At 53.5% G+C, this 26537-nt stretch carries 8 protein-coding genes; 7 read left to right on the top strand and 1 reads right to left on the bottom strand.

The window, feature by feature from the left end; translation table 11 throughout:
- The first annotated feature begins 3 nt into the window (after nt 1-3).
- Nucleotides 4-1095 carry a hypothetical protein gene (locus PMI16_RS02080; protein WP_007875886.1) on the top strand — a complete coding sequence of 364 codons (1092 nt, stop codon included), beginning with the start codon at nt 4-6 and terminating at the stop codon, nt 1093-1095.
- 48 nt (nt 1096-1143) lie between these two features.
- Complete coding sequence (locus PMI16_RS02075; RefSeq protein ID WP_007875885.1) at nt 1144-1782, top strand: hypothetical protein; 639 nt, start codon at nt 1144-1146, stop codon at nt 1780-1782.
- Here the strand turns inward: PMI16_RS02075 and PMI16_RS02070 are convergent.
- Nucleotides 1779-2132, bottom strand: coding sequence for a hypothetical protein (locus PMI16_RS02070; protein WP_007875884.1), 354 nt, complete (start codon nt 2130-2132; stop codon nt 1779-1781). The two genes, PMI16_RS02075 and PMI16_RS02070, sit on opposite strands and share 4 nt — an antisense overlap.
- A gap of 127 nt (nt 2133-2259) precedes the next feature.
- Between PMI16_RS02070 and PMI16_RS02065 the strand changes: the two genes are divergently transcribed.
- The 5 genes from PMI16_RS02065 to PMI16_RS02040 all read left to right on the top strand — a co-directional run bounded on the left by PMI16_RS02065 (nt 2260) and on the right by PMI16_RS02040 (nt 26537).
- A complete protein-coding gene (locus tag PMI16_RS02065; protein ID WP_007875883.1) occupies nt 2260-2541 on the top strand; it encodes a DUF6150 family protein in 282 nt (93 codons plus the stop codon).
- Nucleotides 2542-2814: 273 nt separating this feature from the next.
- Nucleotides 2815-3855 carry a sigma 54-interacting transcriptional regulator gene (locus PMI16_RS02060; protein WP_007875882.1) on the top strand — a complete coding sequence of 347 codons (1041 nt, stop codon included), beginning with the start codon at nt 2815-2817 and terminating at the stop codon, nt 3853-3855.
- A gap of 584 nt (nt 3856-4439) precedes the next feature.
- Nucleotides 4440-5249, top strand: coding sequence for a 4'-phosphopantetheinyl transferase family protein (locus PMI16_RS02050; protein WP_007875880.1), 810 nt, complete (start codon nt 4440-4442; stop codon nt 5247-5249).
- Between the two features lie 665 nt (nt 5250-5914).
- Entirely contained in the window at nt 5915-12004 is a 6090-nt protein-coding gene (locus PMI16_RS02045) for an amino acid adenylation domain-containing protein (protein WP_081493352.1), read from the top strand.
- A gap of 1 nt (nt 12005) precedes the next feature.
- Nucleotides 12006-26537, top strand: coding sequence for a non-ribosomal peptide synthetase (locus tag PMI16_RS02040; RefSeq protein ID WP_007875875.1), 14532 nt, complete (start codon nt 12006-12008; stop codon nt 26535-26537).

The following is a 26537-nucleotide window of genomic DNA, read 5'->3' as shown; positions in this document are numbered from 1 at the left end:
ACGATGGCAGCGCCAAACTTCGAAGATTTTCGCAGAGGACTTCAGGGCATCGATGAGCCGGATGCAGAGAAGATGCTCGCGGCAAAGACTGAAATGATGCAGAGGTTGTATCAGAGATTGAGCGCCAGCGAGCCTACCGCGGTGCTGGCCTTCGGCCAGGAGCTGCACGCCGCGATGCGCCGGCACGACGAGAGCGATACGCTGGACCGGGCGCATGGCGAAAATCGCGCCATTTTCCGCAGCTGGCACAAGGCCGGCGCCGTCGATGAAATCGATCTGCCGGGCGCCGATGCGGACCACCCGGAAAAGGTCCGCGCCCATGTCGGCTTCGATGCGCTCAATGTCTTGCTTGATCCGGCTGCCTTCCGGGGACACAAAGCGGCTTACCAGGCGCGCGCCGAGGGCGTGTACCCGACCATAGAAACACCCGCCACCCTGCTCCAGCGCGGCGATAAAACACCGTCGGTTTTCAATGACGAACACGGTACTGTCACCGCCTTGCTGCCCGAGGAACACTATGCGGCATTCTTTGCTTTCAATGCCGTCGCCAAGGAAATGAATCGCAAGCAAGCCGCCGCCCCGTCCGCCGTCGATGGCGTTGCGGCAGCGGCGCCCGGCCGGCATGAGGTCGACGCTTTGGCCGCACATGCGAAGGGCATGCGCGCCAGTGTGACGCGGCCGGTCTTCTTCGATTTTGAAGACATCGGATCCTACACGCACCCTCTTGCAGATGCCGACGCCGCCAAACCGCCCCATGTGCGCAAGGGACATTTCGAGGAACCTGCCGAACCGAAACTACATGCCAGTTTTGACGAAAAAATCCAGGACGCCAGACGCGTGAAGGCCGTGTTTTATCAATCGTTCAATGAGAGCGTTCCCATCCAGCGCAGAGAACGCCAGGGCGAATGGAATGAAATGGTGGTCAAGTTCAGGGCGACCGGACACACCGCGCCGATGGCTCCCGACATGGCAGAACTGGTGCCCGCGTTGCAGGGTCGCAAACCGCCGGCAATTGCGCCGACCATGACGGCGGCTCGCCCTGACAGGTCAAGCACCAAGACCGTCTCCTCCATCCGGGCTCCCGAGCGGCACTAGCTTGCGCCGTTAGCAGAGATCACTGATCAACTTCCTTCAGGAGAAACAATGAACAGAAATTCACTTAGCCCCATGGGTGGCTCGGAAATGGGAACGCCCACGCCGCCGCACCGCTATTCAGGCATGGTCATGGCTCCCGATCTGAGTAGTCGCCTGACTTCGGCGCGTACGCACTCGCCGGCATTGGACACGTTGCTGACGGAACATCAGACGGTGGCGGCACGCAAGGAAGCCAAGCTGGCCCGGTTGGAGCAACTGTCGCCGCTACATGATTTTCATCAGCTTCCCGGCCGCAAAGAAAACGTCTATAAAAGCCTATTAGTGCATGTGGAAGAGTCGGAAGGCGAAACGCCGCATTTCAATCCCGACACCCGACTGGTTTCCAGCAAACGCAGTATGGGCCTCAATGCGCTGGCGCATGAGATGCGGCACGCGGTTGATCATCTCCAGGGCCAGGTTGACGCGACGATTCCGCAAGAGCGGCTGGCCGGCGAGATGCGCGCCTTCTCGACCCAGATCGCCGTGTCAGGGGATTTGCAGGAGGGAAACAATCTGGAGGGAAGAAACGCGACCCAGATGGCCGAGTCGTATCACGGCAAAGAAAAATATCCGGGAACCTTGAGCGAAAGCATCCGCGCCGTTCAACAACGGCATACGACCGCCGGAACCCATTCACCGACGTTCTAATTTTTTGGCGTCTCCAGTTCAACGCCGGCTTCATCGGGCGGATCTTGCCGAGATGTCGCCAGCGGGCCGGCGCCGCCGTTCAGGCGATCCTGCACGGCGCGCGGCAAACGATGCGTGAGCACGGTCTGCGTGCGTTGCTCAAGGCCCAACTCGAAGGAGTCCGGCTCGGACTGGCGTGGAGAATGCAGTATGCCGCCAGCCTGCCTTATCGTACCTGCGCGCTGATCGCTTGTGCCGGGCTCTCGCGTACCAAGGATGGGCCTGGTCGCGCCGTTGGGGGTGATGATGTCGACGCGGTGCGCATCATCACGCAAGCCGAGCACGGGTTGAAACGAGGAATTCTTTCTCATGCGATTTTCCTTGCAGGATCTGGACGGCTGCTTGTGTTGTGAACCCGGGCATGTACAGTATTACTGCGTACCCGACATCTTGCAAAGCGCTTTCTCACTTTCTTCGTTGAGGACAGGACTATTTCATATGGCCCGTATTTATCAATCCGCCTCCATGGGTGAAGCCCACATCCGCGTCGCTCTGGTGCACGAACGCGGCGTCGCCGATCTGCTGGTGCATCGCGTCGACAGCTGGGGCCTGGCGCGCGGCGATGCGCTTTGGTACATCACCAAAGACAAGCAGGACGCCACGACCTGGCTCTTCGTCACCAGCCTCGGCATGGCGGAGGTCAAGATCTGTTTCGTCGACAATTACAGCGAAGCCGGCTGGCAAGGCCCGCATCGCTGTCAAGGTCGCTTCGGCCGTTGAATGCTGTTTTGTACTTAATTGAAAATACCAGGTAGTACGTAATCGTTTGCAAGCACGCAAAGGATGCGTCATACGCAAATGACGATTTACAACATTGGATTTATTTTTCAATTCCTATCGATATTCTTTTGACACCTCAAAATATCGCATATTAGAATCGGCTCCCCGTCGTAACAAAAAAACAGCTTTTCCCGGCGGCAGCTTCTGCGATTTTCCTGCATGACTTCGTTTCTTCATCTTTAGAACCTCTCACGGTGTACAAGGAAGTGATTGATGAGCGAGTTACTGAAAAAAAAACTAATAGGTTCATCCGTCAGATTTCAGCAGACCTGTACCGAGATAATGAAAATCGCTGCTGTCGACGCGACCGTCATGGTCTGCGGCGAAACGGGAACGGGGAAAGAATTGGCGGCGCGTGCGATCCACTATCAAAGCACTCGCAAAAATAAACCTTTCATACCCGTTAATTGTGGTGCCCTGCCCGAAGCCCTGATCGAAAGCGAATTGTTCGGCCATGAACGCGGCGCATTCACTGATGCCAAAGCGGCTTCAGTCGGGCTAGTCTGCGAAGCTGACGGCGGCACCCTGTTTCTCGATGAAGTCGATGCTCTGAGTCCACGCGCTCAATCAGCCATGTTGCGCTTCCTGCAGGACAAAAGTTACCGCCGTCTAGGCAGCGGCACCGAACGACATGCCGATGTACGCATCATCGTCGCCACAAATAGCAACCTTGAACAACTGGTGCAAGAACGGCGCTTCCGCCAGGATTTGCTATATCGCCTCAATGTGCTGCTGTTACGCATGCCGCCTTTGCGAGAGCGAGAAGGCGACGGCGTGGAATTGGCGCGCGCATTCCTGGCCAAGCTCAGCCGCCAATACCAAATGCCGGAGAAAGCCTTGCACGCAGAGGCTATTACGTTTATTGGCAGTCACCGCTGGCCAGGCAATATCCGCGAATTGGAAAACGCCATTCATCGCGAATTTCTAATGACAGAAGGTAATGAAGTTCGCCTTGGAGCGGCCTCAAGCGACACGCAACAAGCGGCGGAAAACCTGCTATTCAAGGATGCCAAGGCACATGCCATTGCCGAGTTCGAGCGACGCTATCTCGGCAATGTTTTACAAAAAGCAGCGGGAAATCTTTCACTGGCGGCCCGATTGGCCGGACAAGAACGTAGCGCGTTTGGCAAACTGGCGCGCAAACACAATATCAAGGGAACGGATGACGCTTTACCGCTGTCAGTACAGTACTCCGTCTCTCAAGAGGGAGGGGAAAGCAATCATCCATCTCGTATCTACACTGTAAAGAAATGACCTGCGAAGCACTTGTTCAGTTTGCCTCCAATGCCATCATGCGCCACCTGCAAGCGCATCAAGAATGCGCGGATACGATTGAAGGGATTCATGAATGGTGGATCGAATGGCCAGTCGCGTCAGAGTCGATCTTTGTCACCTATACAGCGTTAATCGAACTTGAAAGTAGCGGTGTCATTGAGCGGAGATTAGTTTCGAATCGCGAAATCTGGCGCCTGGCAAGGTCATAAGTGGAAATCGCAACACGGCTTGATGATAGTACGAGCAGTCACGGCTCGGAAAACGGCCTCCAATCTGAAGAGACAGGTCTGCAACCGGTACCGATTCATATTCACCGAATCCATCAGCCAGCCTATTCAGGCCGATCGTGCATGCGCTGAACGATTGCCGGACAGTTTCTAAAAAGTGAGACATACGGTATGGCCGGTAAAAATACCGATGATACTATGCCGAATAAAAGAAACTCGAAGCCCGGTTTTCCCGTGCGGGGTCCTCACGCCACGCAGTGCATCGGTGTCACGCTGGCTTCCGAGCAAATCGACAATCGAGAACTTTAACCGTCTTTCTGATGGTAGAGTGCGCCAATGAATGTCCCCGAGAAGATTCCTGTTTTACCGCATCAGATTGATCTGTGGTGCTGTTTTAACGACAGTATCAATGATGACCATTTGCATCTGTACCGGCAATGCTTGCTCAGTCCCGAAGAACGCGAGCGCGAGCTGCGTTTTCATTTCGAGCGTGACCGCAAGCAATTCGTCATCACCCGTGCGCTGGTGCGCAGCGTGCTTTCGCGCTATGCCGCGCTGGCACCGTCGGCGTGGGAATTTGTCGCCAGTAGCCACGGTCGCCCATTGGTAGTGCAGGAAGCTGCTCAGCATCTCTGTTTCAATCTCTCGCACACCGCCGGACTGGTGGTGATGGCAGTCAGTGCAGCCCAGGAAATGGGGGTGGACTCGGAAAACATTGCCATCCGTCCGGCTTCGCTGGATGTGGCCAACAGTTTTTTTTCCCCTGACGAGGTGGCCGGTCTGAATGCGCTGCCATTAGCGCAGCGTCATCAGCGTTTTTTTGAATACTGGACCTTGAAGGAAGCGTGGATCAAGGCGCGCAGCATGGGGTTGTCAATTCCACTGGACCAGTTCAGCATGAATCTGGAAACAGAGGGACGGGTAAGCTTGCAAACGCAGTTGGTGGCGCAACCATCAACGTGGCAGTTTTTTCTGCTGTCGGTGGGCAACGATCACCTGCTCAGTGTGTGTGCACGGCAAGAGCAGCCCTTGCAATTGCGCGTGCACCATTGCCGTCCGCGCCTGGACGAAACCATGTTGCGTCCGACGCTGTTGCGGCAAACACGGATTGAAGCATCCATTTGTGCCGACAGCCCTTTCTTTTGAGAGCTTTTTCATCCCGGTGAGTGCATGTTCCCTGCCCCTCCCCCGGCCTGTCACGTCAATGCGACGATACCTGTCCACGTGGAAACATCATGAATAAAAAACGCCGTGATCGCCCCGACAGAAAGGTATTGTCAAGCCAAGTTCCTAAGCTAGAATAGCAACATCATCACCATCGATTTCCCGCTGAAATTTCCGGTCACTGTGTGTGGCGTTGTGCATCATCAACTCTGAAAATAAAGATGTTCCATTGATGGATAATTCGGGCGATACGCCCGGTTCGACATCAAGCTAACAGCACTACCGTTGTACCTGTTGTAGTACGCAAATTAAGAATAACTCGCAGCTACAGGATTTATGCAACAAGACTAAAAGATAATCTTCTCAGTATCTTTTCTCAGTAAAAAAATAGTCTCCTCAGTATCTTGTCTCGGATCACATGGCGCAGTGCTATTGAACCGATGTTTTGATATGTGAGACGGATGGCAAGCTCTGCAAAACTGGCTCAAGGGAGCACTCAGGAATGCCATGCAGGCGATTCTGTGCGGCCGGTTATAAGCTGCGCCTGATCATGAGGAAGCGATGGCTTTTTGTGCCGGGTTGCTTGCCGTGCTCTTGCGGGTCTTTCAAATGTCGACGCTGACAAATATTGGGAAAATTATAAAAAAATGCATACCGATCCTCCACGCTTCCCCCCACCGTCGGAACATGCACAACCAGTGGATATTTCGGGGAATGGATGCCATCGCATTCGTGTTCAAACTGAGAAGCGAATCAGTCGTCAAGTCGATCGTTTTGTTCACTCCCACGCTATCCCGGCCCCGATTGTTTTCTTGGGAAGCCTGGCGACGTTCTTACTGCGTTTGTCGATGGAAAATATCGGCATCGTGAAATTGCTTGACGCCACGGTCTCATTCACTAAAGAGACAAGCCTGTTCGATCTGGTGGTTCAGCTCAAATCTTCTCAGCCAACGTCCTCTGCCGCTGTCACTCAACTTGATTGGTATTTCGGCGTCAATGAGGAAGCGCTAAAAGCAGCTCAGCAAGAAAATAAATCACTCAGCCTGGTGATAAGGCAGATGGATTCGCATTACGAGCTGGAAGTGCGCTACTACTTGAACACATCCGAAGAGGCGGGTTTTCGTCTGGTTGAAAAGCATTTCAACCACTATTTGTCGCATGGAATAAGTCGGGCTCATCAGCCTGTTCAAAGCTATCCGCTGTTAAGCCGTCGGGAACAATCGCGCCTGCTCAGTTTTGGGAATGATACCGGCCGTCGTTTTCCCGGCGTCCAACTGGTACATGAGGTTTTCAGTCGGCAAGCCAGGAAGTCCCCCAACGCCGTAGCGCTGGTTTACGGCGACATCGCGATGAGCTACCAAGAAGTGGACGAGCAGAGCACCCGTCTCGCGCGCATTTTGCAAGAGATGGGCGTCGCCCCCGAGGTTCTCGTCGCGGTATGTTTCGAACGATCATTTGAGATGGTCATCACGCTGCTTGCCATATTCAAAGCCGGCGGCGCATATCTTCCCATTGACCCGAATGCGCCAAGCGCACGCGTGGCCTATATCCTCAAAGACAGTGAAGCAAGCCTGTGTATCCGGCAGAGCCATGCGTCCTTGGCGCTCTCTCAGCTTGAGTCCGCTCAAGTTCGCTTGCATGCTTTCGATGAGCTCATGGCTCGATCAGGCAAACCACCTGCCTTGGTTCGTCACACGAAACCCAACAATCTGGCCTACGTTATTTATACGTCCGGCAGCACAGGAAAACCAAAGGGCATAGAGATAGAGCATCGCAATATCATGAATACGCTCTATTTTTTGCAGCACCAGTATCCCGTCAAACCAGAGGATGCCTACGCATTAAAAACGCACTACACCTTTGATGTCTCCCTCTCGGAATTATTCGGTTGGTTCTTCGGTGGAGGGCGTCTGGTGATCTTGCCTCCGCTGCTTGAAAAGCAACCGGACTTGCTCTTCAAATTCATCCAGGCGCAGAGAATCACCCACCTCAATTTTGCCCCCTCCGCCTTGCGAATATTTTTATTGAGCGTACGCAACCAGGCGATTTCAAATGAACATTTAGCGCTAAAGTATTTGATGGTCGCGGGAGAAGCCTTTCCGCCTGAGGTGGTGAGACTCGCGCAAGATATTTTCCAGGGAGTTCAGATCGAAAATATCTACGGTCCGACCGAAGTATCGATTTATGGATCGTATTTCAGTTGCAAGCAATCACATGCTCATTCCACTGCCTCGACCACGCCAATAGGAAAGCCCATTTCCAACACGAAGATGTATGTTCTCGATCACCATCAGCAAGCGTTGCCGCTGGGAGTGGTTGGGGAGCTCTGTGTTGCGGGACCTGGACTTGCGCGCGGCTATCGGAATCGACGCGCGCTCACCGAAGAAAAATTTGTGCGAAACCCTTTTTCAAGGTGGTTCAAGCGGCATGAGAAAAAACTGTACCGAACCGGAGATCTCGCAAGATGGCGCGCCGATGGCAGCATTGAATATCTTGGACGAATCGATACCCAGGTAAAAATACGCGGTTTTCGTATCGAACTTGGTGAGATCGAAAAAGTGCTGGAAACGCATGGATCGATCAAGTCCGCGGTCGTGTTGGATAAGCCGTTGGAGAATACGACTCAATTGGTGGCGTATTACGAATCACATACAGAGCAGGCAAGCGTCGCACATGAAGAACTGATAAATTTCCTCCAAAAGTCCCTGCCCGACTACATGATCCCGGCGGCCTTCGTGCCGGTAGAAAAGATCCCTCATCTAAGCAGCGGAAAAGTCGATCGAATCTCCTTGCGCGCGCTGAATTTATCGCCACGACGCCAAGGACCGGAGCAAGTAATCCTCAGTGGCCAGCTGAATCCAGGCAATGTATCGAAATTGATTTTGGACGCATGGCGGCGCCACTTGCGGCTCGATGACATTGCCCCGGACGACAGTTTCTTTCGGATAGGTGGCGACTCGTTGTCCGCATATGAAGTGATGGACACCATCAATCGCCAACTCAAGTCCCCTCTCCCACTCACCGCGCTGTTTGAGAATATCAGTGTTCGCAAACTCACCCAGTATATTCTTGACGCATCTGATGCATCTGATGCAACTGATGCAACTGATGCAACCTCGGAGTGCCAACCTCCATCAGATGAAGCATCGGGCATGGAAAAATCAGTGTCGGCACACGATGTGGCGATCGTCGGAATGTCAGGCAGCTTTCCCGATGCGGTCAATCTTGAAGAATTTTGGAAGGTCATCGTCGAAGGGAAGGATTGCATATCCGAAGTACCGAAGGCGCGCTGGGACTCGCGTACCATTTTTGGCAGCCCCGAAACCGCGTTCGGCAAAACAAGAATTACGTGGGGAGGTTTTCTGAAAGGCGTGGATGAATTCGATCCGCTTTTCTTTGACATTTCGCCCCGCGAAGCAAGTGTCATGGATCCGCAACAGCGATTGTTACTGACGCACACATGGTGGGCCCTGGAACACGCGGGAATAAAACCAGGCAGTTTCAGCGCCAGGAAAACAGGCGTATTCATCGCTGCGGGGCAAAGCGATTATCAGCACCTCATAGCGTTGTCGGGAGAGGATAGCGCTTACGCAAAAACCGCCGCTCTCGCGTCGATGATTCCCAATCGGATTTCCAGTGTTTTTGACTTGCACGGCCCCAACGAAGCGATAGAGGCAACCTGCGCCTCTTCCCTGGTCGCCCTGCACCACGCCATGCACTCTCTGCGCAACGGCGAATGTGAGCAAGCCATTGTGGGGGCGGTTCATCTGTTGCTGAGTCCCGACGCATTTTCCACCTACGAGGCAATGGGCTTGCTCAGCGCCGAAAGGACGGCGAGACCCTTTGAAAGTTGCGGCCAAGGCTACGTCCGATCGGAAGGCGTCGGTGCAATGGTGCTCATGCCCCTGGAAACGGCCATCGCCAATCGTTGCACCATACACGCTGTGATCAAGGGGACGGGCGTCGCGCACGGCGGCCGAGGAATTTCCTTGACCGCGCCGAATCCGCGCGGCATGAAAAGCGCGATCTCGCAAGCCTATACAGCGGCGTCGGTTGATCCTCGTACGGTTTCCTACGTGGAAGCGCACGGCATTGCTGCGCCCGTTGCAGACGCGATCGAGATGGGCGCACTGAAGGAGAGTCTGGTCGACATGATTGACAGTGAATTTCGACATACGCCCGCCATTTCCCCCCAAGCAAAAATCAGTATCAGCAGCTTGAAAACCACCATCGGGCATGGTGAAGTCGTATCGGGATTGGCTGCGATTTTCAAAGTGGTCCTTGCGCTGCAACACCGGATTCTTCCCGGCCTGCCAAGGTACACGCCAGAAAATATCAATCCGAAAATCATCGATACGCCATTTGAATTTTCACCGCACAACCGCGCGTGGGATTCCCTCCCGGGTGAAGACGGAAAAGCTTTGCCTCGTCGCGGCGCAGTCAACGGATATGGCTTTGGCGTGAATGCCCACGCGATCATCGAAGAATATCCGTCGCCAATAAAAACATCCCGAACATCAGGCAAGCTACCAATCGTGATATCGGCCAGAACGCCGGAACATTTGCGTCTCCTGGCATCTGGTCTTGCCACATTCCTGGCGGAGCATCCCTCCAGCGCGCTACAGGATATCGCCTGTACGCTGTGGTTCGGAAGAGAGGCAATGAAGCATCGGCTTGCATTCATCGCGGAAGATGTCCCGCAAATCATTGTGCATCTGCATGCCTACCTGTCGAACGAGTCCCCCATTTCAGAACATGTTGTGCGCGGCGTAGCGCAGCCCGGTTCCCTGGCAACACACAGTTCGATGCAAGACGCCATCGCACTTTGGGTTCAGGGGCAAGACATCGATCTGGGCGCCTATCTGGCCTCCTCTTCCGGACAACGCATCGCATTGGCCGCATACCCGTTTTCGACTGATCGCTATTGGTACCCGCTGCGGAAGACATCCAACGTGGCATCCACCCAAGCGATCCCAACAACAAAGCGCCCAAAACGCATTTGCATCATAGGCGCCGGGCCGGCGGGCCTGGTGGCGGCCAAATCCCTCCTGGAAGAAGGTCATTTGCCAACGATTTTTGAGAAAGAAGAAGTCTTGGGTGGCATTTGGAACATGAAGCAACAAAAAGAAGCGGGTGCATATCAAAAAACACGCTTTCAGAACTCCAAAGACACCAGTTTTTTCTCTGACTTCTATCCCGATGTCGATGAGGCGTTCTTAAGTCTTGCTCAGGTCAACACCTATCTCAAACAGTACGCGGATCGCTTCAAGCTGACGTCCATCATTCATTACCAAAGCCAGGTGAAGAGTGTTGAAAAAGAGGGCTCAGCGTGGAAAGTCGTCATAGAAAAAACACAGGGCGCGGATAAGGCGCCGCTCATGCAAACCGACTATTTCGATGGGGTATGCATGTGCCAGGGGCGGTATCGTGTGCCGAAAATGCCATCGATTCCAGGCCTGCATCAATTTCGTGGCGAGATCATTCATGCGGGAGCGTATTTTGATAGCGCGATATTGACCGGTAAGCGCGTGTTGGTCGTGGGTAATGGTGTAAGCGGCATGGACATCGCAGAAGAAGCGAGCCAAGTCGCGCGCAAGGTGTATTGGAGCATGCGGTCATTGCGGTTGGTGCTGCCGCGCATGGTAGGTTTCCTGCCTAACGATTATGTATCCCCCGCCAACCTGCTCATGCCCGACGACATCAGAAGTCGGAGAAATCTTGAAAATTTATCGTTGTCCATGCCCGACTACTATGCCCTCTATCAAAGCACGGGTCTGTTTCCAAGCCTGGAGGAGTTTAGAAAATATCCATTTATCCTGATTAACGACGGTGTGCTGTCCTGCGTGGCCAGTGGGAAAATCACGCCAATTTTCGACGAGATCGTCTCGCTTGGCGAGAATGGCTGCCAGTTTTCCAACGAGGAAAACTCGCTCAAAGAGGTGGATGCGATCGTGTTCTGCACCGGATACGAATATCGGCACAATTATCCATTCCTGAAAGGCATCGATCCTGTCAAAGATTTTTCCATGGGACTCTTTTATCAACAGGATCCCACCCTCGTGAACCTGTACGGCTTGCTCGATATCGGTACGGTCGGAACGTTTCCATTTTTGGAGATGGTTGCACGTTGGTACGCGAGAATTCAATCCGGCACGTATCAGTTGTCCCCGGAGGAACTGAGCTACCGCAACCATCCCCGGCAGATTGTGGTCGCGCCCATCGCCAGCATACTCTTTGGCCTGAAACTGGGACTGTTGCCCAAACCTGAAGAGGAATTCAAGGAGTTCTGGAAAATCCTGAATTCACCCGCGTTTTCCATGATCTATCGATTACGGGGAGATCATGCCGATCCACATGCAAAGCAACGCCTCGAGGAATGTCAGCGCCGCTCGCTCATTCATGATGATCGCCACGATCCGGAGTTACAGAAACTCAAATATCGGATTCTCGCAGGATTGGGCACAGCAAGCCTGCAAGATTTATTCGCACGGAAAGAGATTACCTCGGAAGAATTCCTCGGCGCACAGGGGGCGTTTGACAATCCCCTCCATCTCGACTGGTCGCGTCAATTCATGACGATGGGCGAGATGACCGAAATGAGCGAGATGGACGAAGTGCCGCAATCGCACGACGAAAATATCAAGCTTCACGCCTACAAGCAGCTATACCTCAGGGTCAAAAATGGTGAAGTAGATACCCGCACCCTCATCAATACATTAACTGAAATGGATCTGTGAAATGATGCACGATGCGAGCGATATTATTTTACGTGTCAAACGAGGCGATCTGTCGGAGCAAGAAGCGATACGGAAAATCGAGGCCCTGCATGTCGCCATCAAACAGAACGGCGCAAAAAAGCCAATCACATCACATTCTTCCGCAATCCCTTACGAGGCTTTCTTCGACACAGTCCAACGCCTGGTGGCAACGACTCTCGGCGTTGACGCTCAGGTTGTCGCTCCCGATGAGCCCCTGAGCCACTATGGATTTAATTCGATACTACTCACGGAGTTCTCCCGAAAACTCCTCTCGCAGTATCCCAATATCCGCCTCGAACCCACCACTTTCATGCAACATGGCTCGCTGGGATCATTGTGCCGTCATCTCCACACGTCGTATTTTGACTCAAGCTCCGCCAATGCCATGAACCCGGTGCAGGAGCCGCCGCCGCGCTTGGCGCCCGAGCCCGTTCCACGCACGTCCCGGCAGATTCAAGCATGGGGGGATCAGGATATCGCGATCATCGGCATGGGAGGCAGGTTCCCTGGCGCTGAGAATATCCATGAATTTTGGTCGAATTTGCTCAATGAAAAACCGATCATCAAGAAGGTCCCCAAAGAACGTTGGTCTTGGCAAGACTATTTTGGCGATATCAAGGATGCCAACAAAACGGATTGCTGTTACGGCGCATTTATTGACGATGTTGACCAATTCGATCCGCTTCACTTTCACATCGCGCCCAAAGAAGCAGAATTGATCGATCCTCAACAGCGCCTGCTGTTGCAAGCGACTTGGGAGACCTTGGAAAACGCAGGTTACGCAAAGGCAGACTGGGCGGACAAAAAAGTCGGCTTTTTCGTCGCTGCCGAGCGCCAGGATTATCTTGACCTGATCAAGCTCCATCGCTATCCGGTCGATCCCCAATTCAATGTCGGCAATGCGCACTCCATGCTGGCGAATCGCGTGTCGCATTTCTTTGGCTGGAAAGGCCCGGTGTCGACCGTCAACGCTGCCTGTGCCGGCTCCTTCAGCGCGATTTACTCCGCCATGCAAAGCTTGAGTAATGGCGATGCGGATATGGCGATGGCAGGCGGCATCAATCTCGTCCTGGCGCCCGATGTGATGATCTACAATCGCAAGCTCGGATTATTCACCAGTGAAGAACGGATACGGCCTTTCGATAAAAAAGCCACCGGGCATTTCTTTGGTGATGGCGTGGGACTGGTTTGTCTACGCCGCATGAAAGACGCCATCGCCGACAACAATCATATTCTTGGCGTCATCAAGGGAATGAGCGTGCGGCATGGCGGCGGCGAGGCTTCCCTATTCTCTCCCAACCTACGCTCGCATTGCGAAATCATCGAGGAGACTCTGCTGAAGGCGGGATTGCGCGCCAACGATATCGATTATCTCGAAGCGCAAGGCACGGCCAATCCGATTGCCGACCAGGTTGAACTTCAGGCGTATCACCGTGTTTTTTCGCGCACATCTGAACATGGCGTGTTGCCTGGCAAACTCCTGCTCAGTTCACTCAAAGGCCATATCGGGCACTTGGCGAGTGCATCAGGCGTCGTGTCTTTAATCAAGTGCACCCTCTCGCTGAACAAAAATACCTTAACGAAGATCGGCAATTTTGAATCGCTCAATTGGGATGACGGTGACGGCGCTTTCGCGTGTCAGACCGTCGACCAAACCACGCATTGGCCATCCAAAATGGCAAGCGGTGCCCGTGTACCGCGACATATCGGCATTCACAACTTCGGTTTTGGGGGTGTCAATGGGCACATGATCCTGGAAGAGTATCTCGATCACAAGTCCGCCCCGCGCACCCCTGCTCAAAAGCCAGAGCTGATTGTGCTATCGGCGAGAACACTGAAGCAACTCAAAAAGTTCGCGCAACGACTTGTCGATTACGTCAACAAACAAGAATTTTCACTGTTCGGCATTCATGAGTTGTACTTGGAGGACATCGCTTATACCTTGCTCGCCGGGCGAGAATTGCTGAATGAACGGGTCTTTTTTGTTGCACATTCCCTTCCCGATCTGCTTGAAAAACTCGGTCACTTCATTGATTCCGATGACGACGACATCCAGAAAACCGCAGCAGCCCAAGGCGCTGATGCCGACCTGTTAAAAAACCTCCCCCTTTCCCAAGTGGAACCGATGGTGCAACACTGGGTAAAAAACGGCGAACTGGATAGAGTCGGTGAGTTGTGGCGCAGCGGCTTTCGCATGCATTGGGCTGCCATTCACTTTCCTGCCGGGATAAGGAAAAGAATCCCGCTTCCTACCTATGTATTTGAGACGAAATCCTACTGGATCACCCCCGCCCCTCAGGCATCCCAGGCATCCCGTTCGTCCTCTCTCGCATGGACTCCGCCCACTGCGAGCATACGGACAGCCGATCTGTCTTCAGTGGTATTGGGAGAGCTGGAGTCACTGCTGGGAGTTCCCGTCCATGAATTGCAAGGCCAGACCGCCTTATCCAATTTCGGATTGAATTCCATCCAGGTCTTGTCCCTGAAATCAGCGCTCGAAAGCCAGTCGGCTTACGAATTTCCCTTGTCCTGTTTCCGGTTGGATCAAAGCGCCAACGAGCTGGTCGCCACACTCAACAATCTTATTTCAACCGGAGAACCCATCGAGTACGGATCCCCCCGATTGATCCATCAACCGGACCTGCGTTTTGCTCCCTTTCCCATGACGGATTTGCAGCAATCTTACTGGCTGGGGCGGCGATCGACATGGGGCATCAAGGTCGGCAGTTTAATTTATTACGAGCTGCGTTTGCCTGGGCTGGACATCGACAGGCTCAACACGACATGGAACGATGTCGTAGCCAAACATGAGATGTTGCGCTGCGTGATCTCGGATGATGGCCAGCAAAGCATACTTGAGCACGTCGCGCCCTATCGCATTGAGCAATTTGACTATAGTGCATTGCCACCGGCGGAGCAGAACAAAATGCGCCGTCAATTGAGAGGCAAGCTCACACAAAAAATCTACGATACCAAACAGTTTCCCTTGTTTGCATTGTGCATATCGAAAACGAAGAATGAAACTGAAGAAGAATGCCTCCTGCATTTCTCCATCGACCCCATCATCGCCGACGGCGCCAGCATCAAGTTACTCCTGCGTCAGTGGGAAACACTGATCAGGCATCCGGAAAAAACGTTCGCCGCGCCGGCAACCTCGTTTCGCGATTACGTTTTATCCATCAAGAATTTTCAGACCAGCCAACGTGTTCAAAAAGATGAAGCCTATTGGAAACGTCGTCTGGTCGATTTGCCCGATGGTCCCCTACTGTTGAGAGCGCCTGAGTCCGCCCTTTCCTCGGATTCAGCCTGTACCCGGCTCCGACAGTTGCTGAGCGTGGAAGTCTCCGGCGGCTTGAAACGCAAAGCGGCGGAATTGGAGGTGTCGGTCAGCACACTGATCTTGTGCCTGTTCACCAATACGCTCCACCATTACAGCTTCAGCGGGGATTTCTCGCTCATATTAACCATATTTAATCGCATGCGATTAAATGCGGACATCGATCAAGTGGTGGGGCCCTTCACATCGACCAGTCTGTTCGCAGCGAGGCATGCAAAGCAAGCCGATTTCGAATCCTTTGTCAGGGAATCACACGCTCAAATATTAAGCGACCTGGATCACCGCCATGTGAGCGGCATACGCGCGATAGAACTGGCGCGCCAGGAAAATCGACACCGGCGCTGGCCCAATCTGACCATCGCATTTACCTCGCTCCTGAGTGACTTGCATCAAGAAAAATCGCCGATTGATGATGCCATTAGCTACTCATTGGTGCAAAACCCGCACATTAGCCTGGAGCACCAGCTGTCTCAAACAGCAAATCAAATTGAAATCAGCTGGTATGTCGCGAAACAAACTTATCCGGCCGGGTTTATCGAGCAAGTGTTCCAGCACTACCTGGAAGTGATGCAGCACTGCGCCTTGAATCACGGAAAATGGCCGGTTGCGGAAACCGTTCAACATTTTTCTTCTCTGGCGACTCGCTTGACGACGACGCCCCTCCCCGCTCCGCTGACTTATTTGCAGCAGGCCTATCTCTTCGGGCGTAGTCAATTTGGCGGTGCGAAAGCCTCGTATATCTATGCTTGTTTTGATATTCAAGAGCTTGATATCCACCTGCTGCAAAAGACATGGAACAAAATACTCTCAGCCCATGAACTGCTGCGCACCGTATTTGAGAAAAATGGCACGCAAAGGGTGCTTGAACACGTTCCGGAATACCGTATCCGGACGACCGATTTGCGTGCCCTTGCACCCGCCCAGGCGCAAGATGCTTGCGACGACATTGCCAAGGCGATATGTGCGGCAAGCACCGATCTGGGCGATTGGCCTTGCTTTGACCTGCGCGTCACCCAACGCTCCGACTCAACATCGCGGCTGCACTGTAAAATCGATTTACTCGTCGCCGACGGCGCCTGCATAGAATACCTGCCAGAACTCCTGTTTTACCACTACGAACATCCCGGGCTGGAAGTCAAAGCACCGGCCTGCACCTATCGGGATTATGCCGCGTCCTTAAGATCTTTCGAACACACTGAGCGTGAGGCCGGGTGTCTCAGCTACTGGGAGTCGAAACTCAGCCACATCCCTGCCGGCCCCGATTTTTCTTTCGCAAAAACAGAAGAGACCACGGAGATCAAGCGCTTTAGCCGGCATCTGAAAAACTGGGGTGCGATCAAAAACCTGGCGCAGCAGTTGGACGTTCCACCGACGATGGTGCTACTGACCGCGTTTATGGAAGTTATTGCACACGGGGTGGATCAAAAGGAGTTTTCCGTCGCCATCCCCACTTGGCAGCGCCACCCCGTGCATCCCGACATCTATCAGGTGATCGGGGATTTCACTTCCCTTTCCTGGATATCGCATACCCCCTCGAACAGCTCCTTTGTTCAGCGTGTTTTAGAAAATGCAGCCGTCTTCAAGAGCGACATGCGGCATTCCCTGGTGAATGGATTAAGGGGTTTAGGGAAGCTAAAGAAAGCAAATGCAGAGAAGCGCTTCCCGCTGGTATTTTCCGATCTGTCCCCCTTGAAAACACTTGGGCACTCTGAAAAATTCAAACGCGTGGGCGGCTTAAGCTACACCACCCAGGTCGAATGGGATCATATTTGCTTTGAAACGGGAGATGAACTGGAAATTTGCTGGGACATCAATGCGGGGCTTTTTTCAGGCGATGTGATCGATCAGATGTTCGACCGCTATCACCAATTTCTCGTGTCGCTCCCTGAAAATCATGAAGATTTGCTTGATACCAGAGCAGCGTCGCCACACGCTCAAATCGAGAAATGGAATTCCACCGCGGTCCCCTATGCTCAAGCGACCTGCATCCATCAGTTATTTGAAGCGTCGGCACTTAAGTACCCGGAGAGAATTGCGGTCACTGATCGCGAGCAAGCATACAGCTACGAGACGTTAAACCGAAAAGCCAATCAGCTGGCATGGAAACTGAAAAAAAACGGCGTGGGCCCGGAAGTGTATGTCGGCATCTGCTTGCCGCGCACGGTGGATTTGATTGTGGGGCTGCTCGCCATCTTGAAGGCAGGCGGCGCCTATGTACCGCTGGAATTGTCCGATCCCAGCGCCCGCCTGTTCCGCGTGATCGAGACCGCTCGTATCGGTCACGTCCTGGTCAATGAGGCAACAGCCGCGATTTTTTCGGAGTCCGAACTTTCCCTCCTCTCCATTTCTGATCCCGGCGTATCGCTTGAAAGCGAGTCCAAGCCAATCGATACGGTGAAGTCCCATCATGCCGCCTACGCCATTTTCACCTCTGGCAGTACAGGTCAACCCAAGGGGGTCCCGGTCGAACATCGTCCCGTCATCAATCTGATTGAATGGGCCAAGCGAAGGTTTCATTTTGACGAACAGGATGTCGCACTCTTTATCACGCGCCTGAGTTTTGACTTGTCGGTCTTTGATGTATTTGGCATGCTTGCCTATGGCGCTAAAATCATCATCGTCGGCGAAGATCAAAGAGAGAATCCGCAACAAATTTCCACCATGCTCTGTACGCGTGATGTGACGTTCTGGAACTCTGCGCCTGGTACGTTAAGCATACTCTTGCCCTTCCTCAGGAAAGAGCGGACGGACGCGAGCAGTCCGTCCGATATGCGCCTGTTTTTCTTAAGCGGCGACTGGATTCCGCTCACGCTTCCAGGCGACATCAACATGCTGTTTCCCAAGGCGGAATTCATTAGCCTGGGCGGCGCCACCGAAGCGACGGTATGGTCCAACTATTTTCCTGTCACCGACATCGACCCTCTTTGGCGCAGCATCCCCTATGGACGCCCGATACAAAATGCGCGCTATTACATACTCGACCAAAAGCTGCAGCATTGTTCAATTGGTGACGAGGGCGATTTGTACATCGGTGGCGAGTGTTTGAGCCGCGGTTATTTGAACGCGCCGGCGATCACGGCAAACAGTTTTCTTCCCGACCCCTATGCGTCCGAACCGAATGCCGTCATGTACAGGACCGGCGACTCGGCAAGATTTTACGCGGACGGCAATATCGAATTCCTCGGACGAAAAGATCATCAAGTCAAGGTGAGAGGATTCCGAATCGAACTGGGTGAAATCGAATTTCATTTGCTGCAGCATACGCACATCGCTGAGGCCGTGGTATTGGTCAAAGAAACCAGGCCGGGCGACCAAAAAATCGTCGCCTATCTGGCATTGAAGCCCGCCGGCGAAATCGCGATCAAGGATTTGCGCGCCTACCTGCAAGCACGGGTTCCTCACTACATGGTGCCCAATATTGTCGTCACGGTGGCGAGTATTCCCATCACCGCCAACGGGAAATTCGATAGAACCGCGCTCCCGTGGCCGGTCGTCAGCCCCGACGATGGCTTGCTCAGGCATCAGGAAAAACACAGCTCCGGCAAACAAAATGAAGCAACAAGGGAGTCAGGCAACATGACGATAAGCAGCGTGACGGAAACGATAGAAGCCATCTTCCTGACGGCACTCGATTGTGTGAGCTTGAAACCAGATGATGATCTGTTCGATCGAGGCGCGACCTCGTTCACCCTGGTTCAGGCGGTGGAAAGAATTCAGGATAAGTATCGTATTGCCATCCCCTTCGACGTCTTGCTTGCCACGCCCACGGTTCAGGCCATCGCCAAGTATGTCTCAACAGAAGTCGTCTTGCAGCATGGAGGCATAGACTTCCAGGGTGAAACAGTTGAAACGCCTGCAAACCTGACCATCGAACTTCCCGTCGATGATTTTCACGAGAGTCATTATCAGCCGGCGTCCGAATCGGCATTCGCCAACACCACTACGCTGAAAAACCTGGGGGAACTGCTCGGCTTGATCAAGCCCATCTGGGTCGAAAGCAGGAGCAAATACCTCTACTCTTCCGCAGGCGGTCTCACGCCGATACAGGTATATGTCTGGGTCAAGGAAAATGCGGTTGAGAACCTGGCACGGGGGGTTTATTACTATCACCCCGACGACGGGAAACTGGTTCTCATCGATGATAGCGCGCAGATCAAAACGGCTTCGTTTTATTACCACGACCAGGCACTCTATGAATCGTCCGGTTTTGCCATCTTCATGATCGCAGAAATGGATGCCATCGCGCCGCTGTATGGCCAGTCCAGTGAGCAACTGGTGATATTGGAAGCGGGTTACATCGGTCAGCTGCTGAGAAGCAAACTGCATCAACATCATGTATCGCTCCTGCCCCTGGGCGGACTCGATTTCGACAGGATGTCCTGTCTCTTCAAGCTCAAGCCCAGCCAGCGCTTCATTCATTGCATTCTGGGCGGTCATGCCGCTCGCATGGCGCAGAGCCCGCAACTGAGCGAACGGAAGAGCGAATACCACAGAAAGAATGCGCTCGCCTCCGAAAAACTCCACTGTATTGCCTCGGCAGGCGCCTCCGACATTCAGCTTCCCAAGCAAGACGAGGCGGAACGAGTCCACCAGGCCCGCGCCCATTTGCGGGTGATCACGGACGATCAGAAAATCATCCCTCTTCCCTCCGCCGCCCATGAGCCTCAATTGCAGAAGCTCTATTCCGCCAAGCGAAGTTTTCAAACGGGTGAGATTCCACTGAAAACGCTGGGTCTGGTTCTATCTCTGTTCAGAGCAAAGTCGATACAGAATGAATCCTGTTACCTGTACCCCAGTATCGACGGTGAACATGGGATCAACATACACGTTTTGATTCAACCCTCCGGTGTGCAAGGACTCGCTGGCGGGGTCTATCGCTACGAGCGCGACACCCATCATCTGACGCTCATTTCATCGACGTTATCGGTCGATTTCAAGAGCTGTTTTACGCCCTTCAACCGGGGACACGCGCAAGCGAGTCAATTCGCTCTTTTTCTCTCTCAAAAGAAGCAGCATGCTTATTTTTCCCTGCTGGAAAGTGGGTACATGGGGCAGCTCTTGCTGGAACGCCAGGCTGAACTGGGTATCGGGGCGTGTCCGATCGGCGGCATGATGTTCGAGAAAATTGCTGCCGATTTTGGTTTTTCCGGTGACGATATGCTGATGCATAGTTTCCTGTGCGGAAGCCATCAAATGCCTCTTCCCGACTCGTATCAAGCGTTGAATACTTCCGGAAGAGCCCAGCCGCAACAACCCGGCTTCGTCGCCGGCCAGTCGGATGATATCGCCATTGTAGGCCTGAGCGGACGCTATCCGGGCGCGCGAACTCCACAAGAGTTTGCCCGGAACCTGATGCGCGGCGAGAAGAGTTTTGTCGATATACAATTTTCTCACACGACAAAATATCGCAGCGCGAAGGACGCGGTCGACGCGCATCGGCATGACCATATTCATCACGGAGGCTTCCTCGACCAGATCGATCAATTCGACTCCTTATTGTTCAAAATTGCCCCATCCGAAGCCAGGAGTCTTGATCCACAAGTACGACTCTTGCTGGAAACAGTCTGGGAATGCCTGGAGTCCGCGGGTTATACAGCGCATGCATTGAACCAGGGCAGCAAGGATGTTGGGGTGTTCGTCGGTGCGATGTGGAACGACTACCAGTATTACGCAGCTTCCCACTGGGATGGCTTGGAAGTGGATCCCGTCTCGCATCCCTCGATGGCGAATCGGATATCGTACTTTTTTGACTTTCAAGGCCCCAGCATTTCCCTTGATACCTCATGCTGCTCTGCCATGACGGCATTGCACTTTGCTTGCAGCAGCATCAAAAACGGTGAATGTGCGGCAGCCGTCGTAGGGGGCGTGAATTTGATGAGCCACCCCTATCATCAATCTCACCTCGACCAACTCGATTTGTTATCCAAAGACGGGCACTGCTATCCATTCGGAAAAAATGCAGCCGGTTGGGTAGTCGGCGAGGGTGTGGGCGCGGTGCTCCTTAAACCCTTGGGACAAGCCATACAAGATCGCGATTTTGTCTTGGGTGTCATTAAAGGCAGCGCGATCAGTCATGGGGGCAAGACCTCGCGTTTCGGCGCGCCGAATCCAGACAATCAAAGGCGCTCCATCGAACAGGCGATCAAAAACTCGTCCATTGACATGGAGGACATCAGCTATGTAGAAGCCGCGGCGCCAGGCGCCAGTCTTGCCGATGCTTCGGAAGTGACTGCACTGAAGCGCGTCTTTGGCGATCGTGCAAATCCGTTATACATGGGCAGCGTAAAAGCCAATATCGGGCATCTGGAATCCGCATCCGCGCTGTCGCAACTGACTAAGGTTTTGATGCAAATGCAGTATGCGCAGCTTTTTCCCAGCCTGGACTGCGAACCTGTCAATCCCATGTTGCAACTGAATAACGGCGCACTCAACATCAATAACCAGCTCAGGCCTTGGGAAACACGACGCAAGATCGCCTTGATCAATGCCTTCGGCGCGGCAGGATCGGCGGGTCACGTGGTGCTCGAAAGTCATGAGAATCAAAGCCCTCAGGCGCCTGACGTACCTGATGCACCCGACGCACCCGATGCACCCGCCCTCGTCAATCTGTCTGCACAATCGCAGACGCAATTGTTAAGCCTGGTCGAAAAACTCCATGCTTACTTAAAGCGTCCGCCGCCTATTCAGATAAGACTCAAAGATATCGCATTCACCTTGCAAGTCGGCCGTGTTGACATGCCGGAGCGTCTTGCCATCATCGCGAATTCGATACCCGATCTTTGCGAAAAACTTGAGCAGGTCATGCGTGGAAATATCGATCACACCGGCTTATTCAGGACAGGATGCCCGTCGGCTCAAACGACCGGGCCACTCCCGCTTGCCGCGAGTGCCTGGGTAAATGGGAATGCCGTGGATTGGCAAGCGCTTCACGGCGGCGATGAAATGCGCATCCCCTTGCCCACCTACAGTTTCGCCGCCGACGTGCATTGGGTGAGCGAGCGCCCGAGTCACGCCCGCCCTCTCCCCCCGAGCGCCCCTCAAGAACCGGCTGTCGTTAGCAACGCCCTTGCCAAAGACACCGAAGCCTACCTGAAAATGATATACGCGCAGGTTTCCGAAATACCCGCAGAAAAAATCTCGGCGAACGAAACCTTCGACAATTATGGAATCACCTCGCTGATGGTGACCAAGTTAAATACCGTCTTGGAACAACACTTCTCCGGGCTATCAAAGACACTGTTCTTCGAATACCAGACCTTGGCCGAACTGGCGGCGTATCTGGTGACAAATCATCCATCTTCGGTCGCGTCTCTCTTTAACAGTCCCAGTGGCGACAACGCGCCTTCCCCCGTCATGAAAGCAGGAACCGGGAATTCACCGCGCCAGGCAGGGGAAATCGGCGATATCGCCATCATTGGACTCGCCGGACGCTACCCGGGTGCGAATACTTTGGATCAGTTCTGGCGCAATTTGATGGAAGGAAAGGACTGCATCACCGAGATTCCCAAGGAGAGATGGAACAACGAACTTTACTTTCAAGCCAATACCAAGCCTGGCGAAATCGGCGCTGGAAAATACTACAACAAATGGGGGGGCTTCATTGAGCATGTGGAGACGTTCGATCCACTGTTCTTTAATATTTCACCCAAAGAAGCCGCAAGCCTGGATCCCCAAGAACGCTTGTTTCTGGAAGTCGCATGGGAATGCCTGGAAGATGCCGCCTATGACAGATCGGCGCTCAAACACACTTTCGACAAGAAGGTCGGGGTATTCGTTGGCGTCACCTATGGCGATTACCAACTCTTCAGCGCGCCATTTGATGACCAAGGGAATGGCCGTGCCGTTCGCTCCTGTTACGGCGCCATCGCCAATCGCGTGTCCTACATACTGGATTGCCAGGGGCCCAGCATGGCGGTCGACACCCTCTGTTCCTCTTCGCTGACCGCCTTGCATTTGGCGATACAGAGTATTCAAACGGGCGAATCGAAAGCCGCACTCGTGGGCGGGATCAATTTGTCGATTCATCCGAACAAATACATCCTGCAGTCGCAGATCAACATGAGTTCGACCGATGGCCGCTGCAGGTCGTTCGGCGATGGCGGGGATGGCTTTGTGCCAGGCGAAGGCGTCGCCGCGTGTATGTTGCGCCCGCTCAAGGATGCGATGGCGGACGGCGATAACATTTATGCCGTGATTAAAGCATCCGTCATCAATAACGATGGCAAGACCCACGGCTTCACCGTCCCCAATCCCAAGGCACAGGGAAAACTCATCGCGGAAGCCTTTCGCATCGCACAACTGTCGGCGCGCGAAGTGAGCTATGTTGAAGCGCATGGTACGGGTACTTCCTTGGGCGACCCGATTGAGATTGCGGGTCTTTGCGACGCCTTCAGGCAGCATACGCAGGACACGGGTTATTGCGCCATCGGTTCGGTCAAATCGAATATCGGACATCTCGAAGCGGCGGCGGGTCTGGCGGGTCTCACCAAGATAGTGCTGCAAATGAAGCATGGCCAACTGGTGCCGTCGCTGCATTCCAAACAGCTTAATCAGAATATTCATTTCGATCAGACTCCGTTCTATGTTCAGCAAACATTGCAGCCATGGCCTTGGCGTCGGCAATCGCCTCGGATTGCTTGCCTCTCCTCCTTCGGCGCGGGTGGATCGAACGCTCATGTCATTGTCGAAGAATACCGGCAATCCCTTCCCGCGATCCCTGGAGGCGATGAACCGGCGACGTACGCGATTCTGCTCTCGGCGAGAACCCGACCGCAACTGCTTGAATGCTGCCAACGCTTATTAAGCAAGGTGCAGCAAGAACCGCCGGCACTACGCGATGTGGCATTCACTTTGCAAGTGGGCAGAGAAGCTAAAGAACATCGCCTGGCGATGATGGTGGCGACGCTGGATGCGCTCAAAGAGCAATTGCAGCAAGTCGTAGACAGCCGGCAATTTCCCGAAACCGTTCTCTACAGTCAGGTTAAATTGCATCAGGAGACTGCCGACGACGGGGATATGCCGGAGAAAAAAACAACCGCCAATCTGGTGGAGCGCTGGTTGCAAGGTGCGAGTATCAATTGGGGCGCACTCTATGAGAAAAACACCGCCAAGCGGATTTCCCTGCCCAGCTATCCCTTTGCCCAGGAGTCTTATTGGGTAGGGCGAGATCGACACGTGATCCCGCCAACGGTGACGGAGACAAGCAAAACGAGCGACACCCATCAATGGATGATCATTCATGAAAAGACCGTGTCTGCAGCGTTTCCAGATGAGATAACCTGGCGTGACAACTTCAATGCGCAAACGGGGAAAAATATCGCGATTGTCCATTGCTCGGGGGAGGAAGAGCGAGCCATTGCGCTCTCTGATTTGATTCGAAAGATAGAACAATCGGTCGGCGCGAAAGATGGCATCCCCATTCAATGCTTAAGCTGCGATCAGGACGCCAACCTGCATTTTTCCCCCGTCCCTGATGTGGTGTTTGTTCTCACGGGAACGAAGGATAAGTCCCCCAAGGACGAATGGGCCTTATACCCCGTCTTTAAGGCCAGCCAAACCTTGATGAAACAGGCTTACGACAGACGACTCTCCCTGTATTTAATCGAGGAGTCTTCATCGCCCCGTGGCGGCGCATTGAGCGGATTCCTGGGGGCCGCGATGATGGAGAACCCTTTGCACACCTGGACCATCATTGAAAACAATGAGGCGCCACGCCTGAACAGCCTGCAATTGGCGGTGCGAGAATGGTTGGCCGATCCTGCCCATGCATTGAATCAGCAACCGCACAAACCGCGTCGGCAAAGGGGGAAAATTTTTCAAACAGCGACCTTCTCCCAAGTCGTTTATGAAAATGCCGAGAGAAGAATCAAACAAAAAGTCCCCGTGCTTTTCGACGGCTTAAGCAAGCCGGCGGATGCAGATGGCCTTAGCCTGGATACCCATTTCAGGAATGGCGGAACGTATCTGATTGCGGGCGGATTCGGTCTCATCGGTCAGGATTTTTGCAAAAAAATCGCCGGACAATTCAACGCCGACATCATCATCCTGTCGCGCCGTCAACACGACGACGCCATCGCCCATTTTGCACAGGAGATAGCTCAACTGGGCGGTCATCTGAGCTATTACAGCGTGGACATTTCCGATCTGAAGGCGCTGGGTGAAACCTATGAGCTGATTAAAGTACGCCATCCTCGCGTGCATGGCATCCTCAACCTCGCGGGTTCCAGCGACACTACGCTGATCTTGCGCAAGACGTGGGAGGATAGTCTTGAGCATATGCTGGCGAAGGTGCACGGCACGGAAAATCTGGACATCGTTTCCGCAGACGAAGACTTGGATTTCTTCTTGCTGTTTTCTTCCATCGGCGCGTATGGGCTGGCGGGATCTTCCGTGTACGCTTATGCCTGTGCGTTCCAAAATGAATTTGCGCGCTACCGGGACGACCTCCAGAAAATGAAGCTGCGCAAAGGAAAGACGCGGGCCTTGGCTTGGGGCCCGTGGATCAGCGATCCGGTTCATGCCAGCTCGGACGCCAAGCGAAGAGAAAAAATCCACGCCGATGGTTTTTCACTCATCGACATCGAAAAAGCGTTTCCAGTCATCGCGATGAGTCTCAAGCACACCAGCGCCGAGCTTGGACTGGCTTATGTGAATCACGTTGACAACGTATGTTCGCTACTGCAGCTGGGATTACTTGATGATCTTCATCTTGCAAGCAAGAGCACGCAAGTCGAAGGCCATGATTTTTCCGAGCAATTGAAAACGTGGGAAACCCAAAAAGCGCAAGGGCGAACTTTTTCCTTTGACGATCTCGCCGGCACCCTCTCGCTGGAAGAATTGCGCGCGCTGGACCCGTCCAGCATCGAGAGAATTTTCCAACTGCTTGAACTTGAACCAACTCCCGCCCCGGCCAGGCCAAACACCGTGCATGCCGAAACCTCATTGGTGGACAGCATACGGGAAGTCCTGACCAGCGTGCTTGAGTTGGCGGAGTTGGACAACGATGAGCATTTCGAGACCTATGGTCTTGATTCCATCTCCGGCACACAGGTCTCCATGAGACTGGAAAAACGGTTCAAACATGAAATCAAGCCTGAATGGCTGGTCCAATATCCAACAGTGAAGAGTCTTTCAGACTATCTGAAAAAACATCTCTTAACGATTTACGAAAACTAG

The organism is Herbaspirillum sp. CF444 (assembly GCF_000282135.1).
In the GTDB taxonomy this organism is placed as follows: domain Bacteria; phylum Pseudomonadota; class Gammaproteobacteria; order Burkholderiales; family Burkholderiaceae_D; genus Herbaspirillum.
This window is presented reverse-complemented; position numbering and strand designations above follow the sequence as displayed.